The organism is Alteromonas antoniana (genome assembly GCF_019249295.1).
Classification (GTDB): Bacteria; Pseudomonadota; Gammaproteobacteria; order Enterobacterales; family Alteromonadaceae; genus Alteromonas; species Alteromonas antoniana.
This window is the reverse complement of the sequence record NZ_JAESDH010000003.1, coordinates 84,998-102,131: the sequence shown is the minus strand read 5'-3', so window position 1 is coordinate 102,131 and position 17,134 is coordinate 84,998. Positions and strand designations below refer to the sequence as shown.

Sequence of the window (17,134 nt, the reverse complement as noted above, 5' to 3'; positions counted from 1 at the left end):
AAAATACAATGAGTTCAGCACTAGCGTTAAATATACAATCGTCACTGCCACAATCTATTAGCAGGGCTTTTAGCACACCATCAAAATCTAAGGTGGAGCAATTATTATGGCGTTATGAGGTCAGTAAGAAATCATTGAATGAAACTTACAAAGCCGTTCAATCGTTCGCCTTCCAGGAGTCCGCTGATTTACTTCTTAAGTCTGGCCTTCCGCAAAGAGAATCTTCTTTGAACAGCAGCTTTTCTCAAGCTGATATAAAGAAAGCTCTGCTATTGCTTGATCAAAAGTATTGGAAACAAGCCATGGCATTGACGGATGTTGAAGTTCACATGCCTCAGAAGCGCCGCTCAGAATGGAACGAATCAATAGAAAGCCTCGACTTCCCTGAGTTCACCGAAGAGAACGTCATTAGTAGCTTGATAACTCTTCTCAGAGAGAGGGACCAGTTTGTTGCCGAACGCGTGGACGGCGCGTTCCGCAATTTAAGCTCGCAACATCTTACAAACGTCCCGCAAGGATTCAGAGCACGCATGATCATAAGTGGAATCCACTCAGATTCTTACCCAGATTCAGAGATGTGCGGATACTTGACCGATTTGCGTATTGTCGTTTCACGCTTTATGCATGGTGAAAGAGCCAGTGAAGAAAACCTTAAGCTTCATAACATTGGAACCTATGACCTGATTCGAGATCTCGTTCCCTATCCAGGTGAATGGCATGAAATAGATGGGGGGGCAATGCGGATTAAAGTATTCAAAAAGGGCACAGCGCACTTGGTGGTAGATCCGGACGTCGCCTGGCAACTCAATGAAATTTTAGCATTCCTGTATCCTCGGGCCATCCCCCCTGAGTTTCGACAGAAACCAAAAGCAAAAGTGAAGTCATTCAATCTAACGATGCAGCTGGTACCGTTCGATATTTTAAAATGCCTTCGAGAGCTGACCGAAAGTCGGGAATTTTTATCCTCGCACAGAGGTTACGGTAAAGTTATTCCGGGAGTGTATGAACTCCGTGGCACTTATAATATGGATAAGCATCAATTGAGAAAGTGTGACGACATACTTCAAGCCATTGGTGGTGAGAAAACAGGGCATGTAACTTACAAATTCGATTATGACGTGCTCCCTGTCATTAAAACAATTCACCGAACAGGATTGCTACCGGATAAGGTGTCCCATCAGTATTACCCCACACCGGAAAATGAAGCGTTGGAGCTAGTCAAATTGCTGACGGGGCTGCCAGGTGATCGCTTGCTTGAGCCAGAGGCCGGGCAGGGCAACATCGCTGTGCATCTTAAAGGGGATGTGACCTGCGTTGACGTCAGTAGCCTTAATTGCCAAATCCTAAAAAAGAAAGGTATGGAAAATGTTGTAGAGGCGGACTTTCTCAAGTGGGCTGAAAAGCAGAGCTGTGCAGGCGTTACTTTTGATGGTATTTGCATGAACCCTCCCTTTAGTTTGGGCCGCGCCGAGTTGCATATCAATGCCGCCATTGGGTTGCTGAGCAAAGATGGTGTACTTGCCTCGATAGCGCCAAAAGCAACCGCTATCAAACTGCAGAAGCAACATCCAGGGCTAACCTACAGTGATATTCCTCAGAATTCTTTCCCTGGCATTTCGATTGAGATGGTAAGACTAACATTCAGAAACCGCAGAAATAATAAACGTTAACAGTGAGGCAATTATGAAAGATAACAAGTTGGTGAATATTGATAATGCTTCGGAAAATGTCGACTCGAAGCAGCTTAATGAATACATGGTGATAGTAGAAGAGTTGGGAGAAGCACAAGAATACCGTGTCACGTCCCGCCATCAACTGGATGATATGGATGAGAGCGAGATGCTCAAGCTGTTAGGGCAGAAGATCCAATTTGGTAGTGAGGCTGACTTGTCATTGTACAGCCTCTCAACTATGCAGGTGGTGGAAGTATAGGCGGTCAACGGATCCCGAATCGGGCGGCGTTGTCGGAACCGTATTCGACAGCGTCGGCTATTTTTTCAGTGTTTACATCAAACTGAGAGGTGTTCTTCTGTGGAAATTGCTTCTTCCACAAATCAAAAATTAAAGGCACGTCATGTACTGCCAGGCAAGATGATAGTAGTTCGCGATCATCGCTCATGAAGTTGTTGCTACTTAAAACCAGTTGAAACAACAAATGCTGCTCAAATTTAACGTTTTTATCTAACATTCGTTGTATGATAAAGCTGTAACCGGCCTTGGCTTGTTCGTCTTCAAGCTCGACCATATTCCCGGTCATTGCCATTAGTTCCTCAAGTTCATCATAAGCATCTGCAATCTCTTCTGTTGCGAGCTCCGCAAATTCCATATCACACTCGAAAAGCGTACACGCCTCCAGTGTTAAGGCCGGAAAAATACTTTTGGCGCCATCAGCATTCTTAAACGACTGAAACCAGTTTGTCCTGAACGCTTCATCGCCCAGACGCAAAGAGTGTTCAGCGAACCTGAGAAACTGCAATGCTTTGAACATGCCCAGAGTGGATGCATTTTTCTTGAGTAGCGATAAATAATAGCTTTCCTCAAATGAATAGATGTTCTGGCCACTTTGGATCTTGTCGTAGGCTGCTAGAATTCGCTTCCTGCGCTCAGAACTAGGCACCCATTCGCCTTCCTCAGAGTCAGAGTAAGCGATCAGAGGGCCAAAGTAATCTGCACAGGTACTTTCGCCTTTTTCCAGGGTTTCAGCTAAGTAGGGGACCAGGTTATCGAAAACGCTATCGATGTCTTTGAGTGTTGAGGCTTCAACGTGAATATGAAGCTGTTCTTGCTGGACCACTTGCGTATTAAACCTGAATTCAGGCTTTGCCATTGCCGTGGTGTTTTCAGTGGCTTTTAGCAGTAGCTCTCGATCGATGTCATCAATCTTTTCAAGGCCCTTAGTCCCAAGTTTTCCTGTGATGGTAATTCCGTACATTATGAACAATTACTATTATTTATGCATAATGTAAGGAGTCTATATTAACCGCTGATGAAGTCAAATTCTGGCGTTAACACTTCGTAATGCGAATTGCTGGAGGTGTTCATTGAAAGACTGTATTTTTTTATCAGGTGACTGGGGTTTCGCCACTTTAGTTTGGCTCACGGGCTCTCCTGTGATCAGAGCGCGACATTCCGGATAGATTCCGTTCTCGACAGCATATTCGTAAACTTCTAAATGATGTTGTCTGAACTCTCTCTCACTGACATAAACCTTTGCTATCTCCAGGCACATTTCGCGAGATAACTTTTCTCGATTACTCTTGAGGAACGGCTTGCAGACTGTTATCCAGCGGTAGCGTTTCGCTGCCCGATAAGAAGGTTTATGACAATCTTTCCACTCTTTTGTCGTCCAGTACTTAGAAGCTTCAGCCTGACATTTCGATATTGTCCAGACCCTACTTGGGTTGCTCATATGAGCAGTAACTTCCAGTATGATGTTTCGCCGGTGTGCAGCATGATATGCGCGAGGCTCTGCTTTAAGCCAGTCATTTTTGTGTTCGTGTTGCAAAGCAGATTTGTGGATGGCGTCATAGGTCCATTTATTCTTTGGCATTGTCGTTACTTCTGTTATATCCAAATAAAGATAAATGATTCATTAGTACGCGTTAATTATGCATAACATAGTTATCATAAGCAAAACTTGTTTTATCTTTTTGGGTTTGATATATTGTACGTACAATATATGAGGGAAAACGTCTTATGAATTTAGCTGTATTAGTTCCTCGCGAAGGTTCGTATCCATCGCAGGTAATCAAGCAGGGTAGTGCAATTGTTAGTATGGGCGAGCCAGAAGGCATGGAAGAAAGTGTGCTGGTGTATTACGAGGGTAATATTCACGGTGCGTGCAACCTTGAATCATTTGAGGATAAATGCGAGATAGCGGCTGGACGTGGCCTGCAACGCTATCCGACAACAGCCTTTCTGGTTGCTGAAAAAACTGATTTCGTGGAGATTGGTACTTACTGCCCAGAGTCGAAGGAGGTGAAAATTAGTCAACCATCTGTTTTAGAGCAGTGGACATAAGTTTCCATTGAATGTTGCAAAAAATATATATAATGTGTATATTCTCATCATTGTTCAAATCCTCGCCACGGATGGCGTTCTCCCTGGGCATTTCCTCGGTAATCGGCTTGACCTGAGAGGCTTCGCCCGCCAACATGTTGGCGGGCTTTTTTTTGCCTATCAATCAGTACATGCCCTCGGGGTCTCGGTAATTCCTGATGTGTCCATGGTAATTGTTTTGGAACAAGAACCATCAGCGTCACAAATCTTAAATCCATAGTTTAGCGCTGTGTCGATTTCTGTGACGGTGACTTGTGAGTCTGGATATTCGTCCACCAGCGTTACCGTTTCATTTTCCCAGCCTGAGCTTTCAGGTGCTCTAGACAGGAGCTGAATGTATTCACCAGCATCGAGCTGCTTATTTTGTAGGAAAGTGAGCTGCACGATTGAGCATAACGGAGCACGGTCGCCGAAATACTTTACTGCCCAGTCCTGCTGGCACTCGTCGAGGTTATTTATTAAGTAGTCGACTTTCCCAATCATGCCGTTTTGAAGCTCGAACGCATATTTGGAAAACAACGCCGCATCAGGTAGGCCATTTCCACAGGTAGCACCTTTGCAGTCCGTCTCAAGAGTGGCAGCGGAAGAGGAAAGGCTTAGGGCCAGCTCAACGATGTCGGAGCCCACTCCCAGTTCTTGTACTACTGCGGCAATGACGCCAGAAATCAACGGTGTGCTTGCTGATGTTCCTTCCCACCAGCATGGGTTGGGATCATTCTCATTGCAGGCACCCAGAATGAACATGCCTGGTGCTACATAATCAATAAATTGCCCGCGGTTCGTAAACTCGGTAAGCAGGCCCGAGTCTTCATCAATTGCTCCAACTGCAATTACACCGTCACAATCGGCGGGATAAAAGTTTGGATCTGTCAGAGTCGAGTTGCCAGCTGCTGCGATTAAAATAAAACCTGCGTCCTTGGCCTTATTGATGGCACTTTGCATGTAGGTAGGGCAGGTGTCAGAACCCAGCCCGCCAAGAGACATGTTCACGATGCCAGGGTTGCCCTCATATGGGGATACGCCTTCTACCGTCTCTCCTGCCAACCAATCCAACATTGTAGCAAGGTCGGATAGTACGCCCGTACCACAATCCATCACGCGCATTGCATGGACAGTAGCATTTTGCACAACGCCAGCTCCCATAATGTCGTTATCCTCAACCCCAGCTGCAATAGTCGCAACACCCAGACCGTGGCCATTACATAACCCTTGGTCAACCGACTCTGGTCTCGGGCTATAATTGTCATTGGGGCGTTGAGGTACACCATCTACAGGCGTTGTTACGAAAGATCTCCCCGTATACTCAATTTCAGGGCTTTCGAAGAAGCTTGAATCCGCAATTACTAAGTCAATTCCAGAAGGGCTATTTCCGGAAAGCGTGTCATGATTCTCCCACATCTCAAAAACATTCAGACCGCCAGGCAAATGCTCCAGTGATTGATAGTAACTTTGTGAGTTGAGTTCCGGGTCGTTGGGAATTGTGCTGGTGGAGTGGATTACAATATCGGGCTCAACCAACCATGTTGATTGCTGTTGATTGAGTATTTTTGCGACTTCATCCGCTTTAAGGCCGAAGCTCTCCAGCGTAATTACTTTGTGAGCGCTCTTTTGCGCCAGGTCCGCAGGATGCGACAAGATGGCGTTGGTCTGTGCTGGCTTGGGTAAGCACCAAGAGTGACCATTCTCATTAACACAGATTGCACCATCGCGATTGAATTGCTGATTTTGCTGCTCAACTAACGGTGCGTGTGACAAAACAAGACGCACAGACTCTGGCTCACTGGCAAATGTCGTCGAGGAGAGGACCGCACCAAAGATGGCTATTAAGATTGATTTATACATGTTATTGGCCTCTCTCACAGTTTTCTGTTTCTGGAAAAGCAATTGGATGGAGAAAATCGAAAGGTTCTGAAAATGTCCATTCGTCGTCTTCGTAAAGACCAATGGCGGTATTTCCGATGAGTTGCGACAAAGTTTCGTTTTCTACGTCCAAATAAAGAGAAAGAGGGATACTCCGGATCATGCCATTTGTTGCGGTAACCAGGTTATCCAGTGCGTTGTTAGTGGGCAAAAACAAGTCTTGTGCCTGACTCAGAGTGGCATTGATAGCTTGGCCAAGAGTGGTCTCATCCCCTTCCCCGGATTCGTAAAAGGCGATTTCACTTTGAAGGTCTTCTGCCATTGTCATGGTTTGTTCGTCAAGTGAAGTAATGGTGAGATCACTGGGTTGTGTGAAGCTAGCTCGCTCCAGAGCGGGATCTGAAATAAGAGCTACCTCAAGCAGTCGGGTGTAAAGCTCTATTTCTGGTAGGTTTGTTAATGAGGGAAGTAAATTTCCTAGCGTTCTCGCATCAGATACCATTGTATCGCCAGAGCTATTACTCAAACTTATCTCCAGAGAAATATCGGATTCTCTTTGGCCAGAGCCGGGATTCGATACCTGGCTAACGTCATCCGTCGCAGAAAGAGAAAGTGTTGCGCTTCCACCAGCGACCAAGATCTCAGAGAGCCCGACTCGGAGTTGAGTGGCTTGCTCTGAACTCTCAAGCCCTACTGTAAGTGCATCACCCAGCTGCTCTTCTGCGTGAGTAGTGACATCAATCGATACGTTTCCTTCGGCGCCCATCAAGTTTACCGGTATTAGCAGCTCCTCATGTTCTCTTAACGAAAACGTGGTTTGGGCCAGTGAAAACTCAAGACCAGACGTGTTGTCTAAAAACACTTCGAATGAGTCGCTGCTTGAGCGAGATTTTTCGTCTGTCACGGTCACCGTGACATTAGCAGAACCGTTATTATTGATCTGGCCAAGTGACAATTGGCCACTTCCAGTATTGCCTGCCAAATCATGCGAGACTGAAAGGCCGGGGTAATCAGAAGTGATCGTGATAGAAGGATCACCTTGTGCACCTGAAACAGAAAACGTAAATGTCTCGCTCTGGTTTTCAGCGATACTGTTAACAGGAGTGATTTCAATATTCAGTGTGGGGAGGGGGGGCGTTTTTGGAGCGGACTCCCCATTAGAGCCGCCCCCACACCCATACACGGTGGTCGCGACCAACAAAAGTATAGGCCGCAGAGACTGGAATTGCATTCGTATTACCTCTCAAGTTTTATGCACAAGTGTTAATAGTGGTGCATATTAACGTGCTCTAACTTGGAAAGGTAGTCGCGGGTTGCCGAGAATTTAGTCCGACTCTTCCTTAATCATCCCATCTGGTTTTCAGACAATGTACTCTTTGAATTCAGGAGAATAGAACATCTTGTCAGGTCCGCCACTGACACCGGCTTTAGCTTGCACTCTAAATACGAGTCGCTGAACTATTTGGGGATCAGCTGTGAAACTTAGTTTAGGCGATACATGGCCAGTCCCGGAGATCACAGGCTGCTTGGAGTCCAGCGTGCAGTTTCTGCCCAGGAAATTCTGCGTGCCTAGATTGCATACAAAATTGGTTTCTCCACCGGATCTATCTTCGTATTCACCTGACATCGTAAGCTCAGTAAGCTTAATAGGTAAGCTGGTGGCATTCTGGACCGTGACTTCAACGGTATATTCTCCCCGCGTAGTCCCTTAATTATCCTCTGAGATAGCGTGATGTCAGGCTCAGGGACGGAAGGTTCCGGTGTTGGTTGATTCTCCGCCTCTTTCTTCTTATGGAACGTTAAGGCGGCGTAAATAGCACAGGATACGGTTGCTATTACCGTGATAGTTTCGATGTCCATGGTTTTATACTCCTTGGCTAATGGAAAGGTCGCGTACTTCCTGTCAAAAGTGCGGACTGGGTTGAGGTTAAGGCTGTCGCTCGGAGGAGATGTGTAGTTCTCCATTTTTAGCAACTATCTGAAAATTACTTGGTTCATTCGCTGCCCCTACTGTTAAGGTTGGGAGTCCGGCACTGACTTCAAGTTTTAGGTTTAATGAATTTGCCAGATGTTTATCTCTGAGATTGATTTCCGCATGGTTTGCAAATTCACAGTTGAGAATGTGGGAGCCCCGTAATACGCCGTCGACATCTCGCTGTGGGGCAACAGTCGTATCCGCAACTTCATACTCGACTCTGTGAGGTCTCACTGATGATTTGTGAGAGATGGCCACCAGCGCAACTTGCATTTTTGACCGGGCTAAAGAGCGCTCAAACTCTGTCATGGGGTCGCCTGCATCTAGCTCAGGGGGCTCTTCTCCAATCCATCCTTCAGGGTCATGGTATGCCCATACATTACGCTCTAGGCTGGGGAGGCTATCGCTCGGTGAAACCGAAAGCATCGGCTGGCTGGTATTAGTATTACTCAGGTAGTTTTGCAGGTCGTCAGCTTTACCTACCCCATTTACCTGTCCCCCGCAATATTGAGCAACGACCTCGCCGATGTCTCGAAAAAAGTCGATGTGCTGGGATTCTGTATCCAGTTCACCAATTGCACCTGGGTTTGTGAGTAGAGTAGTTACCAGTTCCGCTAATTCGTGTGGTTGTAATTGCTTTGACATCATTTATACCTGTAGGAGCTATTAAATTCGTTATGCATATTAGAGTACAAATAACCCAATGTAAACGCTAAATACATATTGACTTAATGTTACTTTGTTATATTGTTAACTCTCTACCGGAAACGGTGCTCCTACTCTAAAAAGCGAGGTAACTATGAAATTTACTGTAATTGGTCAACAAGCCGAAGATGGCAAACTTTTCTTTTTGCACGCAACGGCTGCGACTGTAAAAGATGCTATGAGCTGGCTCGAAAACGAAGTGGCTGACTCAAAAGCCGTTATGGCTGTCACTGGCCACTTGCTTGAAGGTGAGGTGATATTTAAGGGAGAAGAGCTTCCCGCAAAACATGAGACAGTTGCTGAAGTAAGCGCATCGGGAGAGAAATATGCCGCTATCGGGATATCAACCACAAATTTAACTGTTAATGACGTGGAACTGCTCACCTTCATGGCAAAGGATCCGTCTTGCAACATGGTCTCGATGCGTCAGACAGGCTTTTTCGTGAAACTTTACAATGAACCTACCAGTAATCATTACCCTGGTGCGAGTACCACCTTGCGGTCGCTAATGTCTGACGTTCTGGCTGGTGGATGCCGACTAATAGAGTTTGACACTGATGCTGAGCCTTTTGGTGACTATCCCCTGTTTGAGCATTAGGAGGGTTAAATAGAACCTCGCCGCAGCGAAAACGTTGCGGCGCGTACTGCTAACGTCCTTTGACAGCTACTATCTCATCTCGATGTCTGCTTCACTATGAATAGAGAACACTTGGGTACAGAATTCACAAGTGAATTGATGCCCTCTTGGATCTCCGTAGAAACCACTAAGGCGCTGTTTACAGTTAGGGCATTCGACTACTACATTTGTAGCAATTACTTCTGTAACTTCCATGACACACTTCCTCTTTGGTGTTGTATTCAATTATGGCTGCATATGAACTACGGCGGCATCATTCTCTTCATGCCAGGCATCAACATCACTGTCATAATGGTCCCTTACGTATAGCTCGAATTGCCTGTCTGACTCGCTGTCCGGATCATGCTTGTAGGCCAGCCCATCATCCAACTCCCGAAGGTTCTCTACCTTTTCGAATTCGACACCCTCTGGTGAACGAAGAATCAACATATCCACGGGAAAGTCGTAGCTCTCATCACCGGTTACTACAAACGATGAGTTTGACTCAGGGAGGTTGCTTTCAAGCCAGTCTTTTAGACTGATTTTTGGAAGGGCTTCGGTTGATTTGTGTACTTTCCACACCTCTCCATATCTTCTGGCTACGTTTGAGCTCTTGGATAAGCACATTGCCCCCTCAATACCATCTATGCCGGTAATGCCCTTCCACCCTGTAAAGTGAGGGTTGCTTGTGCCGTGATACCAGGTGTTTTCGGATGCGCTACTCATCAGTATCTCCAATACGAACATTCTTGCTATACTTTCCTCACTTCTACAGTCAGGTCAACGCCTGAACCATACATTTTGGTTAAATCCAGATTTGAATTTATATGTCATCTCATGAATACGATTGATCCCCCCGAAGAGGGAACCGAAGTCCTCTTAATGACAAAGCCTCCAGCGATCCTACTGAAAGCGACGTTTTCAAAAGGCATATTTCGAGTTAACGGCCATTGGTCTATCAGAGAGCTATCGATAGAGCATGTCGATTTTTGGGATTACGCTTAGATGCGCTAAATGCATATTGACTAATTGTTACACCATGTTATGATTTAACTGAAATGGCGACTCCTACCGCCTAATAATCCTAACGCGAGGTAACACATGAGTTTTGCAACTGTAGATATTGAAATACTTAAAAGAGACCACGACAGGTTATTCAAAAAAAATGACGATGGGGAATCACTTGCAGCCAAGCTAGGCATTCCGGAAAAGCACTGGGAAGGGCGTGAAAACTTTGTGTTTAAGGACCTCGGTGATAGAAAGTACGGTTCGCTTCCGGAATGGGAAAACGAGTTAATTCGTCTTCGGATCCCCTATGTAAGCAACCATGGGGAAGGGGAAGGCTTTGAGTCCGGATACCGCTCTTTTAATATTCTGCCAAATGGGGAATTGCTAAGCCGTACAGTGGGTGATGGTGATATTTACAGCTTGGATGTGGAAGACGTATTCAGCGCGTTTGAAGAAGGCTGCCTTGATTCAGAGCTTGAGAGATGGTCAGAGCAATTGAATATGATCAAGTGGCCATTACAAGAAGCCATCATTGAAGCGCGAGAAAAGGCGATACCAGAGGTGACCCAGGACTATGACGGTGAGCACGATGACTTTATTCGCTTGTTCTCACTCGCCGACGCGCTCGTCACTTCAAGTCTCGGCAAACTTACTTATCAGGAGCTTTTAGAATGCTCTGAACTGGTGCTACGTAGCCGGGTAGAAGCTGCCGGGGCTGAGCCTACACCAATTACCCAGAGACTGATCGGGGAAGCTCTTATCTATATCGGTAAATCTACAAAAGCGTTGGATGAAGTTAAGCATCGAGTAGCGTTAGAAAGAAAGCCTTTTCCACCAGCGAAACACGAGACGGTGCTATTAACTGTAAAGGCTCCGACAAAATTAGGAAGGTTTGAGCACAAGTTTTTGCTGCCACTCGATCCGAATGAGCGAACTACAGAAAACATAACCAAATTATCGATGTCAGTGTTGGATGCGGAGAAGCCTCTTCAAGCTGTCGATGTTATTTCAATTTCTCCAGCGTTACCGGTAGGGGAGTTGGCGATTCTACAAAAGCACATTGCAAGCGTCTCTCGGGAAACCGTGGAATCGATTATTCGTTAACGTGCGATCAGCTACTGGGGTCTCGGCCCCAGTGTAAGGAGTCATTGTGGGAACACTTATAAAGGGTAATGTTCGTACTGGTCGAGTGTCAGCTGTGGATGCGCGGAACGGATTGCCTGAATTGCAGTTTGAGCGAGCCAGCGTTGATGCCAAGATGCCCCTGCTTTTCAGCGAAGCCAGATTTTACGATGCCCTCGAACTCAATGAATTTTTGTTGAGCCTGGCGAATGGACGGCAGTTAACCGAGAGCTCTTTGCTTGGAAAAGCGAGAACGCTGCTTCGCTTCCTGGATTGGCTTGAGACGGTTGACAACGTTCCAGGTATCTATTCGGTTTCACTATCAAGTGATGCCGGTGAATGGGTTCCATATGCTAGGTATTGCGATTATATCTCAAGTAGAGTGGCCAAAGGCAGAATCAAGGATCAGAGCGCAAAGTTATACATAGCGCATGTTCGCCAATTCTATCGATGGGCGGCTGATGAGGGCAGGGTACGTGACTCTCTGATGGATAAGCCAGTTGAACAACCGGATGTGGTTCAGGCACTGATAAGGAGCTTAAAGCATTCTTCGTTTAATGCCCAAAAGGCCGCCCCTAGAGGCGATTCAGCTGAGCAGAGTATTGATGTCAATGCGCTCCTAAAAGCATGTAATAAACTGCCCGTATCAGCGGGTTTATGGGTAAAACTCGCACTTCAAGCTGGCCTAAACGCCTCCGATATCGTTTCAATAAAGGAAACAGACATCACAAAGCCTGCTTATGAACAGCAAGGTGCGGTAATTGAATGTGGGGAGGCTCAAAAAAGACAGGTCGTGGTACCTTGTGAGCTCATGCGCGAGCTGGTGGCTTATAAGCACACTCCGGAGAGAATATTCCGGCTTACAGCGTATAAAGAAAAATACCCGCACGAAAGGAACGCACCATTATTCATTAATCGCTCTGGAGAAGCGTTGAATAAAGGCTCTATTACGAATGTGGCATCGCAGATAAATAAAATAATGAAGCCCAGCGCAGAAAACAAAGTGTCATTTGATACATTCAGAAAGTTGCACGTCGCTGCTTTGATAAATGGTATGGACGGCACACCAATGGACAAAATGAAATCTATGTTAAAAAATCATCTGGGTATAAATCGGGACCAGAGTTTAAATCGCTACTTCGAGGCCAACTTCAATACAGACACTGTGCTTGGCCACCCTGTTTTTAAAGCGGCCTTATTTAGGAAAGGAGACTCGGCGTGAAGAGTGAAACCTACCAAAAGCTTGTAGATGCTATTGAAGAAAGAGGCAAAAGTGGGAAAGAACTCTCTGTGAAAGGGATAGCTGAAGACTGTGGTCTCTCGCACGCGACAATTTTTAATCGGTACCCGGAATTAGCGTCTTTGATAAAGGCACTTCAACATTTTGGAAGCTCCGCCAAAGAAAAAAGCCTACAGCAAGAGCTACAAGCTGAAAGAGAGAAAAATAAGCAGTTAGTGGAAAGAATTCAGGAACTGTATCATCACTTTACCCTTTAACTACTTTTTCGAATTAATCGCTCCGATTGTTCCGGTCTTGATCAGAGGCACACTTAGGACAAATACTATTGTCGGCTTAGCCCTCAGCCCTTTGGGCGGCGCTGAATCATGGCGCCATACGGTTACCGCAATGATTGCTGGTGACTACTTCAACGGTTTCATCTTCTCCGATTAGGTAGTGGTCTCTTAACTTTCTGGTTAGGCTACTGTCGTTAGATAGCTCAACCGGTTCGAACATATTACTTACCTCACGGTGATCGAGTACGACTTGGGATATTCCGGTTTGAGAGTCAATTAGCTGTAACATGGTACCCTGATCATCTTCGATCTTGTGAACGGTGACTGAGGAGCCGGTCCCAGTTAATTGCTTTTTCCCTGCGGACTTGATGGCATTGACCAGGCGTCCTGCCTTTCTCCCGACTGCCGTCGAAGTCGCGTTAACGGCGGTGGCAATGTTCCCAGAGAGGCTACCATTCGTGATAATCTCAACTGGCTTTCCAAAACCCTCAAGCTTAGTGAGAGCTGCATACAAGCGGGAGGGGGGCATTATGCGTTGTGATTCATCATCCATGTGGGTTTTTAATGTTTTCCCTGCAGCCGGGTTAACACCTTCAAGGAATTCGTTAATCGCTTTGCAGGTGGTATACCGATTGGGATCAACCATGTACTTGTCGGTATACATGTGTTCCCAAAGGCTTTTGGTTATGCCGCTTACAAGAGGAATCCCTTTTTCATGAGTCTGTTTCAGAAAACTTTCGAATTTCGAGCCAGCGCGAAGTGCAAAAGATTGCGCATTCTCTGCCCAGTCCCGACGCTCAGCAATTATTGATGATGCTTTGCGAAGCAGCTTTGCCGTGGTACCGGAGAGCAATTTTTTTCCAACGTAGAGCATGGCAGCAGCGCCGACTAATGTTGCTGCATTGGAAAGATCCGGGGCTGTCGTTACCTGTTGAAAGAGTTCGGTCGCTGAGGGAGCAACGTCATTTGCATCCATTAGTTTCATCAAAGAAGCTGTAGCTACGGTACTGGCAACATAGGCAAAAGCCTGAATGTATTTATCCTCGCTTAACTGGTAGTGGGAGACACGCTTACCTGGTAGTTCGGCTTTAGACCTTTCCGCTTGACGCATGATGATTTTCTGGACGGTCGGATCTTCGTGACCCGAGTGCAGCGGAATTACCTTTGCTGACTTCACACCACTTAAAGCTTCGTCCAGGTTAATGGCTCTGACGACATCTTCTTCTTCATTGATAGCGAGCAAGATAGGCTGCGAATCATCATCCCGGCCAATGCACAAATAGCTTTCTGAAAAATATTTATCCCCCAGTGCCGCGCTCACGGTGCTTTTATCCACGAAGAGTACACTGCCAATCGGGAATTTACCTGACAAAGCCTGCGCGGGGGTTAATGAAAGGGGGTTCTGAATTTTATCGGTTAACTCTGCGGCAACCTGGTCATTTATCATATGCATCTGATGTTTCCGTAGATGGCAACGAAAGCCTGAGCCTTCTGTTTCAAATCTTGTTGTTCAAGTTCCACTATAATACAATTGTATGCACAAAATATCTAACTTATGCAAAATGGCGGCGTTATGACAATGATTTCTTGGAGAACAGGTGACTTCGATGAAGGGATCCCACACAGTGAATTCTCTGTAATTCAGGAAACCGTGTATCTGGTACAGCCAGAAGGTAAAAAGCCAATAGCAGAAACCAATTACCGGGGCGACGCTACGTTCGGTGGTCAAAATGCCTTTGAGATATTAGTCAGCAATAATTTTCCTGACGTTGAGTTTTCGTGCCGTTCTGAAAAGCAGAGATTCGGTATGTATCTGCAGCATGCCACTATTTATGAAGATGACTGTCGTTATTTCGTAGATTGTGATTTGGTGCCTCAGGGGAGCGTTGCAATGCAGACTCTGAGAGGATTTCTCGGTGATGATAAGCCCATCGTCTCTTACAAGAGTAGGATGGCCGCACTACCCGATTTGGGAGGGCTCACGCTTAACACGCTGGTGGGTAGCGGCACGGTTGAGATGAGAACACTTAAGGTATTCTTCCCCCTAAAATTTTCTTATAACCCTCGTGTTAAGTACCACCAGCTTGGACCTAGCCGAATTTGTTCCTACCAGGGGTATTGCCCCAGAAGAGCTCACGATTTAGTGGTGGGGCTTTAACGAAGTTCACGGAGACTTTTCCGGTATGAAACTAATATTTCCATACTCGTCGAATGTCATGCCCTTAACATCGTACCCTTCATCAATAAGATAGCTAAGCAAAGAGGCAGCCAATGCCTCTGCATTATTCACGGCTTTTTCTTCTCGCTCTTTTGCGCTGACTATTTGCTGCACAGATTTGGAACCAAGGCTGTAGAGCTTGGCCCACTCAGCTTGGCTAGCGCCAGCTTTCTTTCGTATGCGACAGTAAAGTGCGTAATTTCGCGTTTCAATATCCAATGATAATCTCTCCACAACCTGCCGAATTTTGGTATCATGAGTTCGCCAATCATTTTGCCTCGCGGCTGGTTGGCAGCGCAGCGTGTGTAGGAGCCCGCTGCGCACCTTTACTCCTTCCCTGACGGATTATCACGTTGGTCATGATGATTGTCCATCCTTGCTATGATTTCTTTGTTGTCCTTTTTAAGGCGAGCAGCGAGGGGCGAAGCCACCGGCATTAATACTGGCTCAGCTCCATGAGCTCCATAACTGACAACGCGACCGCCCGGGGCAAGGAAGAAGTCAGCCTTTCGAAGAACTAGCGCCTGGCGCTGCGTTTCTGTCAATGGATAGTAAGGCTGGACGAAGTCATCGTCGTTAGAAAGATATTCTGCAAAGGTACCTTTCAGTGGTAACAGTCGACTTAACATCAAAGGCTCTTTCAGATACCAGTTCCTCGCAGCTTCATCGGGCGTCTGCCTTAGACGAAATTGCTCTTCTATCCAAGCGTCATTGACTGATTGCGGAAGAAAACCGGTGATTAACCGGCTAACTGCAACTTCATAACCGGGCAATGCCTCCTCTACCATGACAGTTTGGTGAAGTAGCGGGTGGTCGTCGACAAAATCAAATATCGACACGGAGACGTTAGTGTCATCGCGTGCTAATTTCAGAGTGCCAAAACCTCTTATTTCAAGAATTGCGGACTCCGGTGTGGACTGAACTAATTTGAAAGCCTCAAGCTGTGATTTACTCATGATTGCCTCGCAGAAAAAGGGCTGTAGGAGTAGCCCGTGTTCAACTGTTGAACGGATTGCCTCTATTAGGCTGCTAATTTCAAACCTTCTCGTATAGTTGAGAGATACACCTCGATTTCCTCCCGCGACTCGGTATCACGGTCCAATTTGGCGTATCTTCTAATTTCCGACTTCTCCTCATCACTTAACCCGAACCAGATGGCGCTGGGGCACCACTTGTTTCCTTTTTCATCAATCGCTTTTAAGCTTTTATTTGAACGGTCAATGGCAATTAGCGTGCGTAGGGAGCCCAGCTCAGGGGTTAATGTTTCTGGGTCGTTTCTCAGCCACGGCCTAAAACGATCCCCCGGAGTAAGCTTTAACCTGGCAGTTATCAGCTCTTTGCCATCATGCTGCCGAAACATACACCATACCGGGAATGATACCTCCCGAAAGTCTTCGAGGTGGCTCTTTAAAAAGCCTCTCTGCGTTCCGATCCCCGCGCCTTCGGGCGGATACTTAACAGACTTGTCGAATTCGGTGCTTTCAATAAGCTGAGAAAATGCGTATGCGTAGAGCTTAGGCAGGCAAGCTACAATCTCGCTGGGCGAGCACTGGGTGAGCGTAATTTCAAACGATGCGGCGTGTTCTTCCACAAAACCTGTAACATCCCGCTTTTGAAGCTTTCGCTCATAGGGGTGAATATATTGGTCAGCCATTACAAGGCCATACTCTGCAGATAGAAACGCCAAGTTGTAATCGATGCCACGCCTTGCTCCAGAGGCCAAGACTACAGAGCGATACCCGGTACCTTGGTACATATCAATAGCCGGACAGAAACAAGAATTCTTTTTTGCTGTGCATGGGATCACCACAAGCGGGATGTGCTTTTTCATATAACCTCGCGATGTATGTTACGGCAGTAGGAGTTGCCTTTTGCATAATAATACACCTATTGGGTGTGTTATCAAGTGTAATTATTATATTTACGTATTAATGCTCTTCTGAATGTGCGTAAGTTGGTTTTCGAGCCACAAAAGGGCTATACAAACGGCCTTTATGTATATATAATATTTACTTATTCGGTGAGGGAGCGGCGCACACACATGCCTTCTCTTCAA

The 17,134-nt window shown here is 46.2% G+C and carries 18 protein-coding genes; 8 read left to right on the top strand and 10 right to left on the bottom strand.

The genetic code is table 11. From position 1 onward, the window contains the following. Positions 1-8: 8 nt before the first annotated feature. Positions 9-1,670 carry a class I SAM-dependent methyltransferase gene (locus JKP77_RS03125; protein WP_218309763.1) on the top strand — a complete coding sequence of 554 codons (1,662 nt, stop codon included), beginning with the start codon at positions 9-11 and terminating at the stop codon, positions 1,668-1,670. Positions 1,671-1,683: 13 nt separating this feature from the next. Next, positions 1,684-1,932, top strand: coding sequence for a hypothetical protein (locus JKP77_RS03120; protein WP_218309762.1), 249 nt, complete (start codon positions 1,684-1,686; stop codon positions 1,930-1,932). Between the two features lie 4 nt (positions 1,933-1,936). Here JKP77_RS03120 and JKP77_RS03115 read toward each other — a convergent pair whose 3' ends face one another. Next, positions 1,937-2,932 (bottom strand): hypothetical protein, encoded by a 996-nt coding sequence (locus JKP77_RS03115; protein WP_218309761.1) that lies wholly within the window; start codon positions 2,930-2,932, stop codon positions 1,937-1,939. Positions 2,933-2,992: 60 nt separating this feature from the next. Beyond that, positions 2,993-3,550 carry a hypothetical protein gene (locus JKP77_RS03110; RefSeq protein WP_218309760.1) on the bottom strand — a complete coding sequence of 186 codons (558 nt, stop codon included), beginning with the start codon at positions 3,548-3,550 and terminating at the stop codon, positions 2,993-2,995. A gap of 146 nt (positions 3,551-3,696) precedes the next feature. On the opposite strand from JKP77_RS03110, the gene JKP77_RS03105 reads away from it, so the two are divergent. Continuing rightward, positions 3,697-4,020 (top strand): hypothetical protein, encoded by a 324-nt coding sequence (locus JKP77_RS03105; protein WP_218309759.1) that lies wholly within the window; start codon positions 3,697-3,699, stop codon positions 4,018-4,020. Between the two features lie 159 nt (positions 4,021-4,179). Here the strand turns inward: JKP77_RS03105 and JKP77_RS03100 are convergent, their stop codons facing one another. The 3 genes from JKP77_RS03100 to JKP77_RS03090 form a co-directional block, all read right to left on the bottom strand. Next, positions 4,180-5,901 (bottom strand): S8 family peptidase, encoded by a 1,722-nt coding sequence (locus JKP77_RS03100; RefSeq protein ID WP_218309758.1) that lies wholly within the window; start codon positions 5,899-5,901, stop codon positions 4,180-4,182. A gap of 1 nt (position 5,902) precedes the next feature. Further along, positions 5,903-7,150, bottom strand: coding sequence for a hypothetical protein (locus JKP77_RS03095; protein ID WP_218309757.1), 1,248 nt, complete (start codon positions 7,148-7,150; stop codon positions 5,903-5,905). Positions 7,151-7,846: 696 nt separating this feature from the next. Further along, positions 7,847-8,542 carry a hypothetical protein gene (locus JKP77_RS03090; RefSeq protein WP_218309756.1) on the bottom strand — a complete coding sequence of 232 codons (696 nt, stop codon included), beginning with the start codon at positions 8,540-8,542 and terminating at the stop codon, positions 7,847-7,849. 151 nt (positions 8,543-8,693) lie between these two features. On the opposite strand from JKP77_RS03090, the gene JKP77_RS03085 reads away from it, so the two are divergent. Then, positions 8,694-9,197: a DUF5983 family protein gene (locus tag JKP77_RS03085; RefSeq protein WP_218309755.1), complete on the top strand. Its 504-nt coding sequence runs from the start codon at positions 8,694-8,696 to the stop codon at positions 9,195-9,197. A 264-nt stretch (positions 9,198-9,461) separates the two neighbouring features. On the opposite strand, the gene JKP77_RS03080 is transcribed toward JKP77_RS03085, so the two are convergent. Continuing rightward, positions 9,462-9,941, bottom strand: a complete 480-nt coding sequence (locus JKP77_RS03080) for a hypothetical protein (RefSeq protein ID WP_218309754.1) — start codon at positions 9,939-9,941, stop codon at positions 9,462-9,464. A 375-nt stretch (positions 9,942-10,316) separates the two neighbouring features. On the opposite strand from JKP77_RS03080, the gene JKP77_RS03075 reads away from it, so the two are divergent. The 3 genes from JKP77_RS03075 to JKP77_RS03065 are packed head-to-tail and all read left to right on the top strand — an operon-like array spanning position 10,317 to position 12,842. Then, positions 10,317-11,327, top strand: coding sequence for a hypothetical protein (locus JKP77_RS03075; protein WP_218309753.1), 1,011 nt, complete (start codon positions 10,317-10,319; stop codon positions 11,325-11,327). A gap of 46 nt (positions 11,328-11,373) precedes the next feature. Beyond that, positions 11,374-12,567, top strand: coding sequence for a site-specific integrase (locus JKP77_RS03070; RefSeq protein ID WP_218309752.1), 1,194 nt, complete (start codon positions 11,374-11,376; stop codon positions 12,565-12,567). Beyond that, positions 12,564-12,842 (top strand): hypothetical protein, encoded by a 279-nt coding sequence (locus tag JKP77_RS03065; protein WP_218309751.1) that lies wholly within the window; start codon positions 12,564-12,566, stop codon positions 12,840-12,842. Before JKP77_RS03070 ends, JKP77_RS03065 begins: the two co-directional genes overlap by 4 nt. A gap of 106 nt (positions 12,843-12,948) precedes the next feature. On the opposite strand, the gene JKP77_RS03060 is transcribed toward JKP77_RS03065, so the two are convergent. After that, positions 12,949-14,313 (bottom strand): hypothetical protein, encoded by a 1,365-nt coding sequence (locus JKP77_RS03060; RefSeq protein ID WP_218309750.1) that lies wholly within the window; start codon positions 14,311-14,313, stop codon positions 12,949-12,951. Positions 14,314-14,433: 120 nt separating this feature from the next. Here JKP77_RS03060 and JKP77_RS03055 point away from each other — a divergent pair, with 120 nt between their 5' ends. Next, positions 14,434-15,018, top strand: coding sequence for a hypothetical protein (locus JKP77_RS03055; RefSeq protein WP_218309749.1), 585 nt, complete (start codon positions 14,434-14,436; stop codon positions 15,016-15,018). Positions 15,019-15,024: 6 nt separating this feature from the next. Here JKP77_RS03055 and JKP77_RS03050 read toward each other — a convergent pair whose 3' ends face one another. The 3 genes from JKP77_RS03050 to JKP77_RS03040 form a co-directional block, all read right to left on the bottom strand. Continuing rightward, positions 15,025-15,297, bottom strand: a complete 273-nt coding sequence (locus JKP77_RS03050; RefSeq protein ID WP_218309748.1) for a hypothetical protein — start codon at positions 15,295-15,297, stop codon at positions 15,025-15,027. Positions 15,298-15,404: 107 nt separating this feature from the next. Beyond that, positions 15,405-16,034 (bottom strand): hypothetical protein, encoded by a 630-nt coding sequence (locus tag JKP77_RS03045; RefSeq protein ID WP_218309747.1) that lies wholly within the window; start codon positions 16,032-16,034, stop codon positions 15,405-15,407. 65 nt (positions 16,035-16,099) lie between these two features. Next, complete coding sequence (locus JKP77_RS03040) at positions 16,100-16,909, bottom strand: DUF6884 domain-containing protein (protein ID WP_218309746.1); 810 nt, start codon at positions 16,907-16,909, stop codon at positions 16,100-16,102. Positions 16,910-17,134: the final 225 nt, after the last annotated feature.